A 16391-nucleotide genomic window follows, 5' to 3' on the forward strand; every position below is an offset into this window, starting at 1 on the left:
GAGCCGGGATATCCCCCATGCAAGCGACTGACAATCACACAAAATCTCCACAGACCCCACGGGAAACCCAAAGCCCGTCTTGTGCCCAGGTGCTGATGCACCTGCTCCGTCAATACGGCGTTGATACGGTATTCGGTATCCCCGGCGTCCACACCATTGAACTGTACCGGGGACTACCGGGCAGCGGCTTGACCCATATCACTCCGCGCCACGAACAGGGCGCGGCGTTTATGGCAGACGGCTTCGCGCGTGCCACGGGCAAACCGGGCGTGTGTTTTCTGATCACCGGCCCCGGGGTAACCAACGCCGCTACTGCCATGGCCCAGGCTTACTCCGATTCCATCCCCATGCTGGTCATCAGCGCGGTGAATCGCCGCGAGGACCAGGGTATGGGACGCGGCCGGCTACACGAACTGCCGCGCCAGCAAGATGTCAGCCGCGGTTTCTGCATCTGGCAACATACCCTGACCAGCGCCGAACAATTGCCCGAAACCCTCGCCCGCGCATTTCAGCTGATGCGCGGCGGCCGGCCGGGGCCGGTACACATCGAAATTCCCATTGACCTGTTCCCCGCACCCATGCCGGGGCAGCTCGATGCATACCAGGCCGCACCCGCTCCCAGCCTTCCGGGCGCCGGAATTGAGGCGGTAGCCACGGCGACCAAGTGGTTAACGGAGGCAAAAAGCCCGGTGATCCTGCTCGGCGGCGGCGCCCAGCACTGCGCCAAGCCCGCAACCGAGCTGGCAGAAAAACTGGCAGCGCCGGTGTTTGAATCCCTCGCCGCCAAAGGCATCGTAGACGAGCAACATCCTCTGTGTGGCGGCGCCAACCTGAGCTTTGACTGTGTGCGCGAACGCGTAGAATCGGCGGATGTAGTGCTGGCGATTGCCACGGAACTCTCGGAAACCGACCGCAACCTGATGCGTGACAATTACCGCTTCAGCGGCAAACTGATCCGGGTCGACATCGACCCGGCGCAACTGGTGTGCAATGCGCAGCCGGATCTCGCAATCTGCGCGGATGCCGGGGCGACCTTGCAGGCGCTCGCAGCCGGTTTGCCCGACGCGGGCGAATCCCGCCGCCAGACGGCCGCTGCCGAAGTGGAGTCCCTGCGCCACGCCTGTCGCAGTGAGTGGTGGCCCGGCTCGGAGGGGCGCTTCCCCTGGGTGCTCGCACTGCGCGACGCCCTGCCCAAAGACGGCATTCTGGTAACCGATTCCACACAGCTGGCCTACAACACCAACCATGCGCTGCCATTGCACCAGCCGCGCAGCCACATCACCTGTACCACCGGCTACGGCACCCTGGGCTTTGCCCTGCCGGCCGCCATCGGTGCCGCCCTCGCCAGCCCGCGCCCGGTAATCGGGCTGATCGGCGACGGCGGGATCATGTTCACCCTGGGGGAACTGGCGGCGGCGGTAGAGCAGAAGCTGGCACTGCCCATACTGGTTTGGAACAACAGCGGCTACGGTGAAATTCGCGACTTTATGGATGAAGCCTCCGTTGAGCAGGAGGGGGTGAACTTGCATGCGCCAGACTTTGTAGCCCTCGCCAAGTCCTTCGGCGCCGAAGGATGCCGTATCGATCGCCCGGAGCAATTGTGCGCCGCCGTCGCTGAAGCATTCGAGCGCAAGGGACCAACGCTGATCGAAATTACCGCGCCTTGAAAGCGCGGGGCCCCGGGCCCAAATAGAACCGAAGCCCAATTAATTCTTAAACACTGGGCCGATGCGGAAACTGAGACTGCATCGGCCTCACCTGTATCGAACCACATCGAACCACATCGAAACATATCGAAATACTGGAAACCGACGCAATGGACTTATCGAAACTCAAGACGAAACAGCTCTACATCAATGGCCAGTGGTGTGATTCCAAAGGGGGCAGCCTGCATCCGGTAATCAACCCGGCCACCGAAGAGCCCCTGTGTGAGGTTATCCAGGGCACACTTGACGACGTAGACGACGCGGTGGCCGCGGCCAAGACCGCGTTCAAGGAATGGCGCCACAGCCGCGCCGCCAAACGTCAGGCGCTGATGCACGCCATTGCCGATGGTATGGAGGCGCGCAAGCAGGACCTGATCGCGGCGGTATCCCAGGCTCTGGGCTGCCCGCCACACATCACCGAATGGCTCCACATCGACGGTCCCATCTACGCCATGCGCTACTACGCTGACCGCGCCGCAGTGATGGAAGAAACCGAAAAAGCCGGGCATTCCGTGGTACTGAAAGAACCGGTCGGTGTTTGCGGGTTTATCACCCCCTGGAACTACCCGCTGCACCAGTTCGTCGGCAAGGTGGCCCCGGCGCTGGCCGCCGGCTGCACCATGATCCAGAAGCCGTCGGAAATCACCCCGCTGCAGGATTACGTGATGACGGAAATCATCGACGCGGCCGGCCTTCCGGCGGGCGTGTTCAACCTGGTTCCCGGTGCCGGGCCGATTGTGGGTGCCGCACTTTCCAGCCATGTGGATATCGATATGGTCTCCTTCACCGGCTCCACCCGCGCCGGTATCGAGGTGGCCAAATCCGCAGCGCCTACCGTCAAGCGCGTTACCCAGGAACTGGGTGGCAAGTCGCCATTCATCATCACGCCGGACGCCGACCTTGAGGCCGCGGTACGTTGGGGCTGTGAGGATGTGTTCGTCAACACCGGGCAAACCTGCACCGCACTGACCCGTATGCTGGTGCCCGTCGAACGCTACGAGGAAGCGGTGAAAATCGCTCAGCGCGTGGCCGAAGAGGTCGCCATGGGCACCGGCAGCGATGCCTCCATGGGCCCCCTGTCGTCCGCCCGCCAGCGCGACATCGTGCGCAGCTACATCGACAAGGGTGTTGCCGAAGGCGCCCGTCTGGTCGCCGGTGGCAGCGAAACACCGGAAGGTTTCCCGCAAGGTTTCTACGTGAAACCCACGGTATTTGCCGATGTCACCAATGACATGGCCATCGCCCGCGAGGAAATCTTTGGCCCGGTGACCTGTCTGATCCCCTACAAGGACATGGACGAAGCCATCGCCATCGCCAACGACACCGAGTACGGCCTGTCCAGCGGCGTCTGGGCCAAGGATGCCGAGGCTGCCATGCCTGTGGTGCGCCGCATCGAAGCCGGGCTATGCTTCGTCAACGGCGGCGAGTTCAATTACGACGCGCCGTTCGGTGGCGTCAAGCGTTCTGGCAATGGCCGCGAATTTGGTGCGGCCGGCCTCGACGAGTTTATTGAACTGAAATCCGTGCAACTTCCCGCATAAAACTTCAACGCGCCGCCAGTCTTGGCGGCGCGGTTGACTGAGCGTTTCTGCATCGCTATCTTTGCCCCCGACATCAAGAGAGTGGCTGACGCCAACGCCAACCTGCCTACCGGGGCAAGGTGGTATCTCTTCACAGACAAGTACCAAGGTACTGCCTGTGTCGAGGATGGGGCTCTCGCTGAACCGAACAGGTTACAGCGTTGCAATCCTACCGGGATAAGATGGGTTTCCTGATACCCATCCCGCTTCCGCCGTCAGCCCTCCAGAATTTTTGGAGGGAACATGTCCGAATACACGCTATCCAGCACCGACGTTATCGAAATCCAGATTGCCCCGCAGCGCAGTCGCACGGCAGTCCGGGCGGTAAAACGCAACGATCGACAACTGTTGTGGCAATTGCTGTTCGACTCGACGGAAGATGCGCTGGCCTTCGCCACCCACTGCCGAGCCAGCGACGCACCAGTCACGGCGCACAAGGCCTGTGAGCTGGTGGGATAGACCAGCTGACTACATCGGCTGATCAGATCGTTACCGAATACTGGTCAGCCTACACTTGAGGCTGATTTACTCGCGGACTTTACGCGAAGGTTGCGATGCCGGGGGCAGCTTTGTGAGACCTTCTCCGCCATGGATGGCGGTGCAGAGCCCCCATGGATGGGTTAACGGCGTGTCTCACAAAGCTGCCCCCGGTTTCGCAACCGCCACGGAGTTCGGATAGAAGCCCTTCTGCCAAAAGCACTACAGGAGCCAATAACAGCGCCATGTCCAAGCCCGAGCAATTTTTCCAGCACTTGCGCGATGAACTGAAGCAGATCGAAGCCGACGGTCTCTACAAGCGCGAGCGCATCATTACCTCGCAGCAGAGTGCCGAGATCCAGGTCAATAACGATAGCCAGGTGCTCAACTTCTGCGCCAACAACTACCTCGGGCTCGCCAACCACCCCGACCTGATCCAGGCCGCCAAAGATGGCCTCGACCAGTACGGCTTCGGCATGGCCTCCGTGCGCTTTATTTGCGGCACCCAGGACATTCACAAAGCGCTGGAGTCTCGCCTGTCTGAATTTTTACAGACCGAAGACACCATCCTTTACACCTCCTGTTTCGACGCCAACGGCGGCCTGTTCGAAACACTGCTCGGCCCGGACGATGCCATCATCTCCGATGCCCTCAACCACGCCTCCATTATCGACGGCGTGCGCCTGTGTAAAGCCAAGCGCTTCCGCTACGCCAACAACGACCTGGCCGATCTCGAAGCGCAGTTGCAGGCCGCCGACGCCGCCGGTGCAAAAACGAAACTGATCGCCACCGATGGCGTCTTCTCCATGGATGGCGTCATCGCCGATCTCAAGGGTATTTGCGACCTCGCGGATAAATACAACGCCCTAGTCATGGTGGACGACTCCCACGCCGTCGGCTTCCTCGGCCAGCACGGCCGCGGCACCCACGAATACTGCGATGTGGTCGAGCGCGTCGACATCATCACCGGCACCCTCGGCAAAGCCCTGGGCGGCGCCTCCGGTGGCTTCACCTCCGGCCGCAAGGAAATTATCGACCTGCTGCGCCAGCGCTCCCGCCCGTACCTGTTTTCCAACTCCGTAGCGCCGGCCATTGTCACCGCCTCCCTGAAGGTGCTGGACATGCTGGTCGAAGGCGGCGAGTTGCGGGAACAACTACAGGAAAACTCCCAGTATTTCCGCGAGCGCATGACCGAAGCAGGCTTCACCCTCGCCGGTGCCGACCACGCCATCATTCCGGTGATGATCGGCGACGCGGCGCTGGCTCAGAAAATGGCGGACAAGATGCTGGAAAAAGGCATCTACGTGGTCGGCTTCTTCTACCCGGTGGTGCCCAAAGGCCAGGCCCGTATTCGCACCCAGATGTCTGCGGCGCATACCCGCGAGCAGCTGGATCGCTGCATCAATGCCTTTATCGAAGTCGGCAAAGAACTCGAGATTATCTAAGCGGTATCTATGAAAGCACTATCCAAGCTCAAGTCTGAACCCGGCATCTGGATGACCGATGTCGAGATTCCGGAACCCGGCCACAACGATCTGCTGATCAAGATCCGCAAGACCGCCATCTGCGGCACCGATATGCACATCTACCACTGGGACGAGTGGTCGCAGAAGACCATTCCGGTACCCATGGTTGTGGGCCACGAGTACGTGGGCGAAGTGGTCGGCATGGGTCAGGAAGTGGCCGGATTCAAGGTAGGCGATCGCGTTTCCGGCGAAGGCCATATCACCTGTGGCCACTGCCGGAACTGCCGCGCCGGTCGCCGCCACCTGTGCCGCAATACCTACGGCGTCGGCGTGGATCGTCAGGGTGCGTTTGCCGAATACCTGGTGATCCCGGCGCTCAACGCCTTCAAGATCCCGGACAATATTTCCGATGAACTGGCCTCTATCTTTGACCCGTTTGGCAATGCGGTACACACCGCGCTGTCGTTCGATCTGGTCGGCGAAGATGTCCTGATTACCGGTGCCGGCCCCATCGGCATTATGGCCGCCGCTGTGGCACGCCACGTGGGAGCGCGCCACGTGGTCATTACCGACATCAATGAATACCGCCTGGACCTGGCGAAGAAAATGGGCGCAACCCGCACCGTGAATGTCAGCAAGGAAAAGCTGAGCGACGTCATGAAGGACATCGGCATGACAGAAGGTTTTGATGTCGGCCTGGAGATGTCCGGCGTCGCCGTAGCCTTCCGGGATATGCTTTCGGCCATGAACCACGGCGGCAAGATTGCGATGCTGGGGATACCCCCGGGTGAAATGGCGATCGACTGGAGCCAGGTCATCTTCAAGGGCCTGATCCTGAAAGGCATTTACGGTCGGGAAATGTTTGAAACCTGGTACAAAATGGCGAGCCTGATTCAATCTGGCCTCGATCTCTCCCCGATCATTACCCACCAGTTTTCTGTCGACGAATTCCAGACAGGTTTTGACACCATGGGCTCGGGCGAGTCCGGCAAAGTGATCCTCAACTGGCAGTAACCCCGTTACGTTAGACGGCAGGGGCAAAGAGAAGTCCCTGCCGTCAATTCAGCGCGCAGCTAAATAGCCCTTGCATTCGAAGGGCTTTTTTAATGCTAAAAAAATCCGGGAGCCAACTCAAAACCAACGCCCACAGTCCGCACACGCACGGAATAGTCGATCAGGCTTTCTCCGTATCCGTCAAAGTATTTCACAAAGCCGCGCACTCGGGTGGTGATGGGAAATTTCCAGTTGAGTTCCACCGCACCAAAGTTCTGCGAGTTCAGGTTGTTCCGCACTTTTATCGACGAGGTGTAACCGCCAGAGCGGTACCCCCCAGACAATTCAAAATTCCCGAAATGCTTATCCAGTTCCGGCCCTCTTCCGGCATCTGGGTCAGTGGATAGTCGGTACCAGGGCTTAATACCGACAAAATAGCCGCCTTTTTCAAAGGTAAAATCGACGAACACCCGGTTCCAGCCCCGCGAATAGGCTCCACTGCGCCCGTTGGACTGATGGCTGACACCGGCTTGAGAAACTACGTTCCGAAAACCCAAAACTTCCCAATCACTTGTCCAGGTTGCCAGTAATTCCACCTCGTGATTTATCTCTCTGAATGGACCCGACTGGGCATACGCCTGCCAGAAGCTCCGATTGGTATAGGCGGCACTGACAAATGAATCCGGCCCAAGAAAACCGCTCCACAGTGGCACCTGAAGTGACAGCTGAAATTGCACCTCGGCAGGTTCCACGGCCTGCATCCCGTAGCGGTTCTCTGCCACAAGCTGGTCTTCAGCAATATTCCGATAAGCGACAGGCAAAATATAATTTGCCCTGTGTGACGCCAGGGAAAATGGGTTATTCACCGCATCGCGCACGGCCTGAATGCGATCACTGACCAGTGGTTCAGAGTTCTTGTGCGCGAGTGATGCACCATCCGCATGGATAGGCAACGGCTCCAGATTTACCGATTGCCCTTCGTCGGACAGGCGACTTTCCGCTGACTCGACTTGCGCAGCCGATACGCCTGCCTCACGTTGGCCAAGCTGCGATGCCCCGTTCGCAGGATTAGCCGCCAATACCTGTGACGCCAGCCCACCGCTCAACGCAATGACTGAAAATATCTGCAGTAATTCAGCAGCAAATTTCCGCCACACACAGGACATGTCCGCTACTCCCTGACAATTTTTGCTGAATTAGCTTAGTCCGATGGGTACTGGCCTGCAGGCACATTGATCAATAAGGCGAAATGAAGTGATCCGAGAGCGAAATCGTGTTCGCGTAAATTCACCCGCACGCCATCACCCGCATATCATGGAGGGTAAAGATTGGATAGAGCTGCGCACGTCTGGTCAGCCAGCAAGCGCCCCAGACCGAGACCTCCAGGCTGCCCTCGCAGGTTGACCGACTGCAGATTGCACTTTGCCAAATGATCCTGTACTTTCGCGACCGCAAAGAAACAGGTGCCATGCGGTGCGTCGCGACTCAGATTGAGGCGCAGGCCTGCCAAGCCTCCCCGGCAAAACACCCACCCCTCCTCTCTTTTTGCGCACCCCGAAAGTACAGGATTCGATTCATGCAATGCATTGCCGCTCTACACCGCCATCTGTTCGTGTTGGTACTTTTTTGGTCGCAGTCGGCCTTCGCCGAGTTCATCAATTGGGAAGACACTAAAAAATCACTGTTTGACGCGAAGTACGAAATTGGCGCTGCCGCCGGCGGCATCACCTACCTCGGCGTAAAGGAATGGAACTGGGGAAGTGCATCGTTCAAGTTTAACAATGAAGGCTGGTTTGGCATGGATACTGGCAGCGGTGGAGTAGACAAGCTCGGCCACATGTATTCCTCTTACCTGATGGCAGAGGCGATCAGTCATGGCCTTTCACGGCACAACGACCCGGAGTTTGCCGCCACCTACAGCGCACTTTGGGCCACCAGCCTTATGCTGTATGTGGAAGTCTTCGATGGATACTCTGCCGACCACGGATTCTCTTACGAAGATGTCATCCTGAACTCAACCGGCGTTGCATTTTCTTATTTGAGAACGCGCTACCCAAGAGTCAGGGAGCTGCTCGACTACCGGTTGGATTACCAACCTTCCGAGGGCATGCAGGGTTTCCACCCCGTCACCGACTATAGCGGCATGCGCTACCTCCTCGTGTTAAAGGCGGCAGGCGTGCCCGCGTTGCGCGATACGCCGCTCAAATACCTGGAATTTAATCTCGGTTATTCCGCACGGGGATTCAAGGCGTCGGATGCACCCTACATTCCCCAGCGTAACAGCGAACTATTCGTGGGGGTCAGTTTCAATCTGAATGAACTGCTGTTCAAGCCGTTCGCGGATCAACTGGGGCGAGCGGGAAAATTTGCGTCCACGGTAACGCGCTACTACCAGCCGCGGGGAAGCTATATTAAGACAACAGTGGACAAGCGGGGCTAGCACCTCAATACGCTTGATGCCTAGAGCGTTTACGCCTGTCCACCTTATCGACCAAACTGGACAGAACCAATGCTCAGAGTTATCGGTGTACTTATCCTCGCGTTGATCCTCCTGGGCCTGGCAGGCCACCTGTTCTATTCACGTAAGGGTGGGCCAGACACAGGCTACCATCATCCACCTGACTGGATGCAACCCGTGGCACGGGTTCAATCTAAAGCCCCAGTTTCCTGATCAGCCGGGTACTCGTAGTGCCCTGTACCAGCAGCGAAAACAATACGACGCCGAATACCATCGACTGCACCGTCCACCAGTAGGGCAACTCCGTTGGCAATGACAGCACCAGTGCCACCGCGATTACGCCGCGCAAGCCTCCCCAGCTCAACACTAGGCGCCAGCTCTGAGGAATGGGTGGGCCGATAAAACGCGCCAACGGCGCCAGCATAAACACCACCAACGCCCTGGCACCGATAGCAGCCACAATCGCAACGATGATCGCCAGCCACTGATCGGTGAACATCTGGAAGGTGATTACCAGTCCCATGATCACGAAAATCAGCGCGTTGAAGAACAGACCCAGCCACTCCCAGGTTGGGGCAGCATGCGCCAGATACGTATCCTGCTGCTCTCGCAGACAGGCCCGTGCCACAATCGCACAGATCATCACCGACAGTATTCCGGATACGCCAACAACGTGCTCGGCCAGATAAAAACTGCCAAACGCTGCCAGCACCAACACCATCAGTGCGGCGCCGGCGGAACCAAGAAACAAAATCACAATGGCTGTCAGTAAACCGCAGATGGTGCCCACGGCCAGCCCGCCAAAAAACACCGTGGCAAGGTACGCCGTAAACCCACCAATACCCGTTAACGCCTCGCCCGTCGCAACGGAACCCTCCATGACACTGTGGCTGGCAATACCAAGCACAAAGGAAAACAGCACAATCGCCACGGCATCGTTAAACAGGCTCTCACCTTCCACCAGCGTGAGTAATTCCTCGTTAGCACTACCGCTGCGGCGCAAGCGCGCCACCACAGAAACAGGATCGGTCGCGGAGAGAATAGCCGCAGTGAGAAAAGCGGCAACCCACGGGAAGCCGGTGGGATGATGAATACCGTAGTACACCAGTATCGCGGTAATCAGCGCGCAGATGAGCACACCAACAGTCGCCAATAGCAGTACCGGACCGAGCCAGCGCAGCAGAACATCCGGATCAATTTTCCACGCTGACCCGAAAATCAGCACGGGTAAAATGACAAAGAACACCAGCTGGTGCAGGTTTTCGGCCCTCAAGCCGGTGTCGTAATTCAATACTGGCAACAGCATGCCCGCGAGCACACCGGCAATCAGACAGCCCAGGGTATTGTCCCGGTGGAGTACGCGCGCGATTCCCAACCCCACCACAGCGGCAAACGCCATGTAGAGCCCCTGCCCGACCAGTGTAACCACTCCCTCCATGGTATTCGGCTCCCTTTCTTTTACCTGTCTGCTCGGACCTGCCTGCTAGCGGGTACGATCTGTACCGATCACGGTGCTGGGCCTGCCCTCTGGCGCAAGCGACGTAATTGGCACCGGCACACCACGCTCATTAATCAACTCGACATGCGTTCGGCGCAACTGGCGAGGTTCGGGCACACCACAGGAGTGCGCGATAGTACCCACCTCATAATTCAGGTTGCGGGCGTAGTGATACACCCGCTCTGCCTTGTCGATTGGGTCCAGGCCCTGCTGCAAATCCGGATTGTGCGTAGTCACCCCGGTCGGGCAGGTATTTTTGTTGCACTGCATGGCCTGAATACAGCCGAGTGCAAACATGAACCCACGCCCACAATTGATAAAGTCCGCCCCCATCGCCAATGCCCAGGCGACCATCGACGGGGTCAGCAGCTTGCCCGCACAGATAATTTTAATGCGATCGCGCAATCCGTACTCGGTAATCAGGTCCACTACCAGTGGCAGACTTCGGTTCAGCGGCAACCCCATATAATCCATCAGGCTCTGCGGCGCCGCGCCACTTCCGCCATCGGCGCTATCGATATTGATAAAGTCAGGTGCACTCTGGGCGCCCCGTCGCAAAATGGCTTCACAAAGTTCATGCAGCCAGTCACTGCTGCCGATCACGCATTTAAGGCCGGTGGGCTTGCCGCTGACATCCCGAATGTGGTTGATCATATCCAGCAGACTGTCTACATCCCGGATTTCCGGATGCCCATTGGGGCTGATGGAGTCTTCCCCCACCGGAATACCGCGTACCTGCGCGATCTCTGGCGTCACCTTGATGCCCGGCAGAATACCCCCCTTACCCGGCTTCGCCCCCTGGGACAGCTTCAGCTCAAACATTCTCACCTGCTCATGGGCGGCAATATTGCGCAACTTTTTATCGCTCAGATTGCCCTCAGGGTCACGCACGCCATATTTCGCGGTCCCGATCTGAAACACGATGTCACAGCCGCCGACCAGGTGGTGCGACGACAACCCGCCCTCCCCCGTATTCAGCCAAATCCCTGCCTTGGCCGCGCCTTTGGACAGGGCTGTCACCGCAGGCACCGACAGGGCACCAAAACTCATGCCGGAGATATTAAAGATTGCGCGGGTTGAGTATGGCTTGCGCGCGACGCCCTCACCGAGCGTGACTTCACTCGGTGGCACCGCATCTTTGGCCAGGGTAGGAAACGGATGGTTGAGAAACAGAATGTCGCCCGGCTGATTCAGCGGCCGGGTGGAACCAAATGCGAGGGTAGAATCGACGTTTTTCGCGGCCCGGTACACCCAGCTGCGCTGGGCGCGATTGAATGGCATCTCTTCCCGGTCCAGGGCAAAGAAATACTGGCGAAAGAACTCGCCCAGGTGCTCGAACTGATAGCGAAAACGCCCCAATACCGGGAAATTCCGCCGAATGGCCTGCTTTGACTGGCTGATGTCCGAGAGATACAGATACACCACATACAGCGCCAAAATCACCAGTGCAAAGGCAAACACCAGGGCAAAAACCTGCAATACGTTGATTGCAAATCCCTTGATTGCGGCGACGGCATCAAGATCCATACGTTGTCCTTGTTTGGCCAGAGTGATGTAGTCCACCCTGATTATCGCGAGGAAGGAGTGCTCTGTCACTATACGCTCAGAGTGCGGCAAGCCCTGCCGGGGGTCACCGGAGTCAACCGCCGCCACTGCCATTGGCACAATTCCAGCTAAGCTAAAACCGACCTTATCAACACGGTAGGGCAGGTATTTTGCCTGCCGCACCAAGCCAGTGGAGACACCATGGACATCTACCAGCGCCTCAAGAAAGATCACGAAAAGCAACGCTCTCTGCTCAGACAAATCGCAGAAACCAGTGGCGACAGCAGTGAACGCCAATCTCTCTGGCGAGAGCTGAGCAACGAAGCGGAGGCACACGCGGCGGCGGAAGAACAGACCCTCTACGCAGCACTCATCGAAAAACCGGATGGCCAGGAAAAGGCCCGCCACAGTATCGCGGAGCACAAAGAAGCGTCAGACATCATCGAGGAACTGGAAGAACTGGATATGGGCTCGGGGGGCTGGCTGCAGAAGTTCAAGAAACTCCAGGAAAAACTCGAACACCACCTGGATGAGGAAGAGGAAGAAATCTTTGTACGGGCCCGGAAACTACTGGATCAGGATCTTGAGAAGCAGCTGGTCGAGGCGTTCGATACGCGTAAACAACAGGCCTTGTCCGGCTGACCACCCAGGCTTGCCCCCGGCGCTGAGCGGACCATATACTGTACAGATGTACAGCCTTCATTTGATCACAGCATGAACGACGAATCCCAGCCGGCAGCCCCGCGGATCATCCGCGGGCGCGGTACCGCGAGCGCGATCGCCGGGCGCTTCGCCACCACCACAACCACATTGGAGAGTGACGGCTGGTGTACTGAGCCAGAAACTGACCCGGTGCCACGTACGCAGGTGCTCGCTGAACACGCCAAAAGCATTATTGCCACCAACCGCTCCCCGGACATCCCCTTTTCGCAGTCGATCAACCCGTATCGCGGCTGCGAGCACGGCTGCATCTACTGCTATGCAAGACCCGCCCATGCATACATGGACCTGTCACCCGGGCTCGACTTTGAAACCCGGCTGTTTTACAAGCCCAACGCGGCGGAGCTGCTGGAGCGGGCGCTGCGCAAAAGCAACTATGTATGCAGCCCCATCGCGCTGGGTACCAATACCGATCCTTACCAACCACTGGAAAAAGACAAGCAGGTCACCCAGCAGATTTTGCAGGTGTTGCAGCGTTACCGCCACCCGGTGACGATCGTCACCAAAGGACAGCTGATTCAGCGCGACTTACCTATTCTGGCGGAAATGGCGCAGGACAATCTGGTGCACGCGGCGATCAGTGTCACCACACTGGAAAATGCGTTGAAGCGCAAGCTGGAACCACGCACCGCCGGCCCGGCGGCCCGCTTGCGCACGATCGAGGCTCTGGCCAGTGCCGGCATTCCCACCGCAGTGATGGCCGCCCCCATGATTCCCGCGCTGAACGACGCCGAACTGGAGAAAATACTGCAAAGTGCCCACGGCGCGGGGGCAATACATGCTGCGTATATTCTGCTGCGACTGCCTTTTGAGGTGGCGCCGCTGTTCCGGCAATGGCTGCAGGAGCATTACCCGGAGCGTGCCGAGCACGTCATGAGCATCGTGCAGCAAAGCCGCGGCGGCAAGGACAATCAGAGTGAGTTCGAACAACGCCAGCGCGGTACCGGCGTATTCGCGCAGTTACTACAGCAGCGCTTTCGGGTAACCTGCCGCAAGCTCGGTCTCAATCAGCGCAAGCTCGACCTGGATTGCAGTCAGTTCACCCTGCCGCCGCGTTCTGGCGACCAACAGAGCCTTTTTTGACACTGGAAACACGTTTTGTCTGGCTGGTTTGTTTATCTAATCCGCACCAATAGTGGCAGTCTGTATACCGGTATCACCCGGGATGTGGCTCGCCGCTTCGAGGAGCACAACAGCGGTGGCCCGAAAGCCGCCAAGGCACTGCGCGGGCGCGGGCCGCTGGAGCTCGCCTTTCACTGTGCCATGCGCAGTAAATCCGACGCGTTAAAACTGGAAGTGGCAATCAAGCGCTGGCCCAAGCGCAGAAAAGAACAGCTGATTGCCAGCGGGCCAGCGTTCCTCACGAAGGTGTTAGGAGAGGATTACCAGGGGATGGGCGAGCCGTCGTAATTGTAAAAATGTCCCGAGTTGCGCTCGTCCGCCTCCAGCAGGACCTGCCGCAATCCCTTCACGCTGTCCTTTACCGATATCAGTGCATTGGGGCCACCCATATCGGTTTTTACCCAACCAGGATGTAGCGCCAGCACCGTGATACCCTGATCGGCCAGGTCAATGGCGAGGCTTTTCACAACCTGATTTACCGCCGTCTTCGACGAGCGATACAGATACCCGCCACCGGAAGTGTTGTCCTCAATACTCCCCACCTTGCTGCTCAGCACCCCGATGACCTTCTGGCTGCCCGCCGCCAGATTGGGCAGAAAGGCTTCCACCAGTTTGCACGGAGCAATGGTGTTCGCCTCCAGCACCTTGAGCCACTCTTCGACGTCCAGGCTACCCAGTGCCACGCCTTTGGGACCGTAGTACCCGGCATTACTGACCAGTACATCCACCGGGCAATCCCTCAAGGAATGTGCCAGATCGGCCAGCTGACCGTAGTCGGTTACGTCCAGAGGGTGAATTTCCAGGTTGTTATGGGCTTCCGCCAGCTCACTCAGCTCCCAGGCCGCGGATGGATTGCGGCAGGTGGCGATCACTTTCCAGCCATCTTTGGCAAACTGGCGGGCCATTTCCAGGCCAATACCCCGATTACAGCCGGTGATGAGAATCGTGCCAGACATGTTTCCTCCTGTGGTGGTATTCTTGCGCGGTTTGATAATAGCAACTGCACACGTTATGTATTACTCGCTTGGGGACCTGTTCTGGATTTTTATACTGGCGGCGGCCGCCTGGTACTTTTGGGCCGGCATGGCAGCCAAGGACCGGGTACGCCGGATCGTAAAAGATCACTGCGCAAAAACCGGCGTGCAGCTGCTGGACGACACGGTGATGCTCAACCGCACACGCCTGAAACGCGATCGGCGCGGCCAGATTCGCTTGCGGCGCCAGTACGAGTTTGAGTTCACCTCGACCGGCGAGCGCCGCTACAGCGGCATCGCGGTATTGCACGGACAGCGGGTTACCCAAATCCAGCTTTCGCCCTTCCACCTGGACTGAACCAGGCCAAAGACACAGAAGCACGGATTAGCCCGGATTAGAAAAGTGCAGACCAGAGGAATTTATGCAATCACTCCCCAAAGGTATCTATCGCCACTACAAGAACGGTAAGCAGTATCACCTGATGGAAATCGCCACGCACAGTGAAACCGGTGAACAACTGGCGATCTACCGGGCTCTGTATGATGATTTTGGGGTGTGGGCACGGCCCCTGGCAATGTTTGCAGAGCGTGTGGAAATAGACGGAGAAACCGTCCCACGCTTCGCGCTGGAAAAGCCATTGGGCTAACGGGCGGCCCACTAAAACAATAATCGTCACTCTCGGCCACCGCGGCCAACCGCTGTGATTCGAATACAATAAGGACAACCGGTGAACAACAAGCAGATCCTGATTTACGGTGCCTACGGCTATACCGGCGAGCTGATCGCCCGCCAGGCGGTAGCCCAGGGGCTCAACCCCATCCTTGCCGGGCGCAGCGCCGCCAAGCTACAACCGCTCTCCAATGAACTCGGGTTACCCGCCATTGCGGTGAGCCTGGAGGACGAAGAGACCCTTGTGCGCACCCTGCAAGATGTGGCGGTGGTTATTCACTGCGCGGGTCCTTTCTCGGCCACCGCGGAACCGATGATGCGCGCCTGTATTGCCAGCGGTACGCACTATCAGGACATTACCGGAGAAATGGCGGTGTACCGGCAGGCCCATGCCCTCGACGCGGAAGCCAAGGCCGCCAACGTGGTGCTCTGCCCCGGCACCGGTTTCGATGTCATCCCCACCGATTGCCTGGCGGCCGCCCTGCACAAGACCATGAACAGCGCCACACACCTGACACTGGGGTTCGACTCCGACTCCAGCTTCAGCCCCGGCACCGCCAAAACCTCCATCGAGAGCCTCGGCGTTGGCGGCGCCGTGCGCCGCAATGGCAAGATCGAAATCACCCCGCATGCCGCACTCACCCGCAAGATCAATTTCGGCCGCGGCGAAAAATTTGCGGTGGCGATACCCTGGGGCGACATTGCCACCGCCTACTATTCCACCGAAATCCCCAATATCGAGGTGTATATCCCGATGAGCCCTCGCCGGGCCAAGAAAATGCAGAAGCTGAATGCATTCCGCTGGCTGCTGCGGATGGGCTGGGTGCAAAACTGGCTCAAGGGCAAAGTGGAGAAAAGCGTGCGCGGACCCTCCACAGAACAGCGTGCCGGGCAACAGACCTGGGTGTGGGGCGAGGTACGCAATGATCGGCGCGGTGAACGCCGGGTGGGCCGGGTGGTGACCGCTAATGGCTATGACGTGACCGTGCACGGTTCTCTGGCGGTACTACAGTTCCTGCTCGGCTACGCCGGGGAAGGCGGTTACTTCACGCCCTCAAAACTCTGCGGCCACGAACTGGTGGAAAAACTGCCGGGCTCCGGGGCGATTGAGATCGGGATCGACTAAGCAACCGGCGTATGGCGTGCCCGCGCGTGGTCGATGCCGATCCTCGCGGGCAGATT

At 58.6% G+C, this 16391-nt stretch carries 16 protein-coding genes and 1 riboswitch; of the genes, 12 read left to right on the plus strand and 4 right to left on the minus strand.

What is annotated here, in order from left to right; genetic code table 11:
• Window positions 1-17: 17 nt before the first annotated feature.
• From AU182_RS12120 to tdh, 5 genes are all read left to right on the plus strand, one after another.
• Window positions 18-1667 carry a 5-guanidino-2-oxopentanoate decarboxylase gene (locus tag AU182_RS12120; RefSeq protein WP_082859413.1) on the plus strand — a complete coding sequence of 550 codons (1650 nt, stop codon included), beginning with the start codon at window positions 18-20 and terminating at the stop codon, window positions 1665-1667.
• A gap of 149 nt (window positions 1668-1816) precedes the next feature.
• The gene (locus tag AU182_RS12125; RefSeq protein WP_066965491.1) at window positions 1817-3247 is read left to right on the plus strand and encodes an aldehyde dehydrogenase family protein; all 1431 of its coding nucleotides are present in this window, start codon (window positions 1817-1819) and stop codon (window positions 3245-3247) included.
• Window positions 3248-3312: 65 nt separating this feature from the next.
• Window positions 3313-3467: riboswitch (SAM-I-IV-variant riboswitch) on the plus strand.
• Between the two features lie 62 nt (window positions 3468-3529).
• Window positions 3530-3745 (plus strand): hypothetical protein, encoded by a 216-nt coding sequence (locus AU182_RS12130; protein ID WP_066965494.1) that lies wholly within the window; start codon window positions 3530-3532, stop codon window positions 3743-3745.
• 263 nt (window positions 3746-4008) lie between these two features.
• Window positions 4009-5208: a glycine C-acetyltransferase gene (gene kbl / locus AU182_RS12135; RefSeq protein ID WP_066965497.1), complete on the plus strand. Its 1200-nt coding sequence runs from the start codon at window positions 4009-4011 to the stop codon at window positions 5206-5208.
• 9 nt (window positions 5209-5217) lie between these two features.
• Complete coding sequence (tdh, locus tag AU182_RS12140) at window positions 5218-6243, plus strand: L-threonine 3-dehydrogenase (protein WP_066965499.1); 1026 nt, start codon at window positions 5218-5220, stop codon at window positions 6241-6243.
• Window positions 6244-6338: 95 nt separating this feature from the next.
• Here the strand turns inward: tdh and AU182_RS12145 are convergent, their stop codons facing one another.
• The gene (locus AU182_RS12145; RefSeq protein ID WP_066965501.1) at window positions 6339-7388 is read right to left on the minus strand and encodes a phospholipase A; all 1050 of its coding nucleotides are present in this window, start codon (window positions 7386-7388) and stop codon (window positions 6339-6341) included.
• 410 nt (window positions 7389-7798) lie between these two features.
• Between AU182_RS12145 and AU182_RS12150 the strand changes: the two genes are divergently transcribed.
• Entirely contained in the window at window positions 7799-8662 is an 864-nt protein-coding gene (locus AU182_RS12150; RefSeq protein ID WP_066965503.1) for a DUF2279 domain-containing protein, read from the plus strand.
• Between the two features lie 211 nt (window positions 8663-8873).
• Here the strand turns inward: AU182_RS12150 and AU182_RS12155 are convergent, their stop codons facing one another.
• Window positions 8874-10118: a sodium:proton antiporter gene (locus tag AU182_RS12155; protein WP_066965506.1), complete on the minus strand. Its 1245-nt coding sequence runs from the start codon at window positions 10116-10118 to the stop codon at window positions 8874-8876.
• A gap of 45 nt (window positions 10119-10163) precedes the next feature.
• The gene (locus tag AU182_RS12160) at window positions 10164-11705 is read right to left on the minus strand and encodes an FMN-binding glutamate synthase family protein (RefSeq protein WP_066968064.1); all 1542 of its coding nucleotides are present in this window, start codon (window positions 11703-11705) and stop codon (window positions 10164-10166) included.
• Between the two features lie 219 nt (window positions 11706-11924).
• Between AU182_RS12160 and AU182_RS12165 the strand changes: the two genes are divergently transcribed.
• The 3 genes from AU182_RS12165 to AU182_RS12175 all read left to right on the plus strand — a co-directional run bounded on the left by AU182_RS12165 (window position 11925) and on the right by AU182_RS12175 (window position 13853).
• Window positions 11925-12365, plus strand: a complete 441-nt coding sequence (locus AU182_RS12165; RefSeq protein WP_066965508.1) for a hemerythrin domain-containing protein — start codon at window positions 11925-11927, stop codon at window positions 12363-12365.
• A 72-nt stretch (window positions 12366-12437) separates the two neighbouring features.
• Window positions 12438-13526 (plus strand): PA0069 family radical SAM protein, encoded by a 1089-nt coding sequence (locus tag AU182_RS12170; protein ID WP_066965510.1) that lies wholly within the window; start codon window positions 12438-12440, stop codon window positions 13524-13526.
• Window positions 13527-13541: 15 nt separating this feature from the next.
• Window positions 13542-13853, plus strand: a complete 312-nt coding sequence (locus AU182_RS12175) for a GIY-YIG nuclease family protein (RefSeq protein ID WP_066965513.1) — start codon at window positions 13542-13544, stop codon at window positions 13851-13853.
• Here AU182_RS12175 and AU182_RS12180 read toward each other — a convergent pair.
• A complete protein-coding gene (locus AU182_RS12180; protein WP_066965515.1) occupies window positions 13826-14521 on the minus strand; it encodes an SDR family oxidoreductase in 696 nt (231 codons plus the stop codon). The two genes, AU182_RS12175 and AU182_RS12180, sit on opposite strands and share 28 nt — an antisense overlap.
• Window positions 14522-14576: 55 nt before the next feature.
• On the opposite strand from AU182_RS12180, the gene AU182_RS12185 reads away from it, so the two are divergent.
• The 3 genes from AU182_RS12185 to AU182_RS12195 all read left to right on the plus strand — a co-directional run bounded on the left by AU182_RS12185 (window position 14577) and on the right by AU182_RS12195 (window position 16335).
• The gene (locus AU182_RS12185) at window positions 14577-14897 is read left to right on the plus strand and encodes a DUF3301 domain-containing protein (RefSeq protein ID WP_066965517.1); all 321 of its coding nucleotides are present in this window, start codon (window positions 14577-14579) and stop codon (window positions 14895-14897) included.
• A gap of 64 nt (window positions 14898-14961) precedes the next feature.
• Window positions 14962-15186, plus strand: a complete 225-nt coding sequence (locus AU182_RS12190; RefSeq protein ID WP_066965519.1) for a DUF1653 domain-containing protein — start codon at window positions 14962-14964, stop codon at window positions 15184-15186.
• A gap of 81 nt (window positions 15187-15267) precedes the next feature.
• Entirely contained in the window at window positions 15268-16335 is a 1068-nt protein-coding gene (locus AU182_RS12195) for a trans-acting enoyl reductase family protein (protein WP_066965522.1), read from the plus strand.
• Window positions 16336-16391: the final 56 nt, after the last annotated feature.

This window comes from Microbulbifer sp. Q7 (assembly GCF_001639145.1).
In the GTDB taxonomy this organism is placed as follows: domain Bacteria; phylum Pseudomonadota; class Gammaproteobacteria; order Pseudomonadales; family Cellvibrionaceae; genus Microbulbifer.

What these genes read in the sequence shown, in the direction of transcription:
- AU182_RS12130 (WP_066965494.1), top strand. Translation starts at nt 3,530, where the DNA reads ATGTCCGAATACACGCTATCCAGCACCGACGTTATCGAAATCCAGATT.
- AU182_RS12190 (WP_066965519.1), top strand. Translation starts at nt 14,962, where the DNA reads ATGCAATCACTCCCCAAAGGTATCTATCGCCACTACAAGAACGGTAAG.
- tdh (WP_066965499.1), top strand. Translation starts at nt 5,218, where the DNA reads ATGAAAGCACTATCCAAGCTCAAGTCTGAACCCGGCATCTGGATGACC.
- AU182_RS12145 (WP_066965501.1), bottom strand. Translation starts at nt 7,388, where the DNA reads ATGTCCTGTGTGTGGCGGAAATTTGCTGCTGAATTACTGCAGATATTT.
- AU182_RS12185 (WP_066965517.1), top strand. Translation starts at nt 14,577, where the DNA reads ATGTATTACTCGCTTGGGGACCTGTTCTGGATTTTTATACTGGCGGCG.
- kbl (WP_066965497.1), top strand. Translation starts at nt 4,009, where the DNA reads ATGTCCAAGCCCGAGCAATTTTTCCAGCACTTGCGCGATGAACTGAAG.
- AU182_RS12155 (WP_066965506.1), bottom strand. Translation starts at nt 10,118, where the DNA reads ATGGAGGGAGTGGTTACACTGGTCGGGCAGGGGCTCTACATGGCGTTT.
- AU182_RS12160 (WP_066968064.1), bottom strand. Translation starts at nt 11,705, where the DNA reads ATGGATCTTGATGCCGTCGCCGCAATCAAGGGATTTGCAATCAACGTA.
- AU182_RS12170 (WP_066965510.1), top strand. Translation starts at nt 12,438, where the DNA reads ATGAACGACGAATCCCAGCCGGCAGCCCCGCGGATCATCCGCGGGCGC.
- AU182_RS12120 (WP_082859413.1), top strand. Translation starts at nt 18, where the DNA reads ATGCAAGCGACTGACAATCACACAAAATCTCCACAGACCCCACGGGAA.
- AU182_RS12165 (WP_066965508.1), top strand. Translation starts at nt 11,925, where the DNA reads ATGGACATCTACCAGCGCCTCAAGAAAGATCACGAAAAGCAACGCTCT.
- AU182_RS12125 (WP_066965491.1), top strand. Translation starts at nt 1,817, where the DNA reads ATGGACTTATCGAAACTCAAGACGAAACAGCTCTACATCAATGGCCAG.
- AU182_RS12180 (WP_066965515.1), bottom strand. Translation starts at nt 14,521, where the DNA reads ATGTCTGGCACGATTCTCATCACCGGCTGTAATCGGGGTATTGGCCTG.
- AU182_RS12150 (WP_066965503.1), top strand. Translation starts at nt 7,799, where the DNA reads ATGCAATGCATTGCCGCTCTACACCGCCATCTGTTCGTGTTGGTACTT.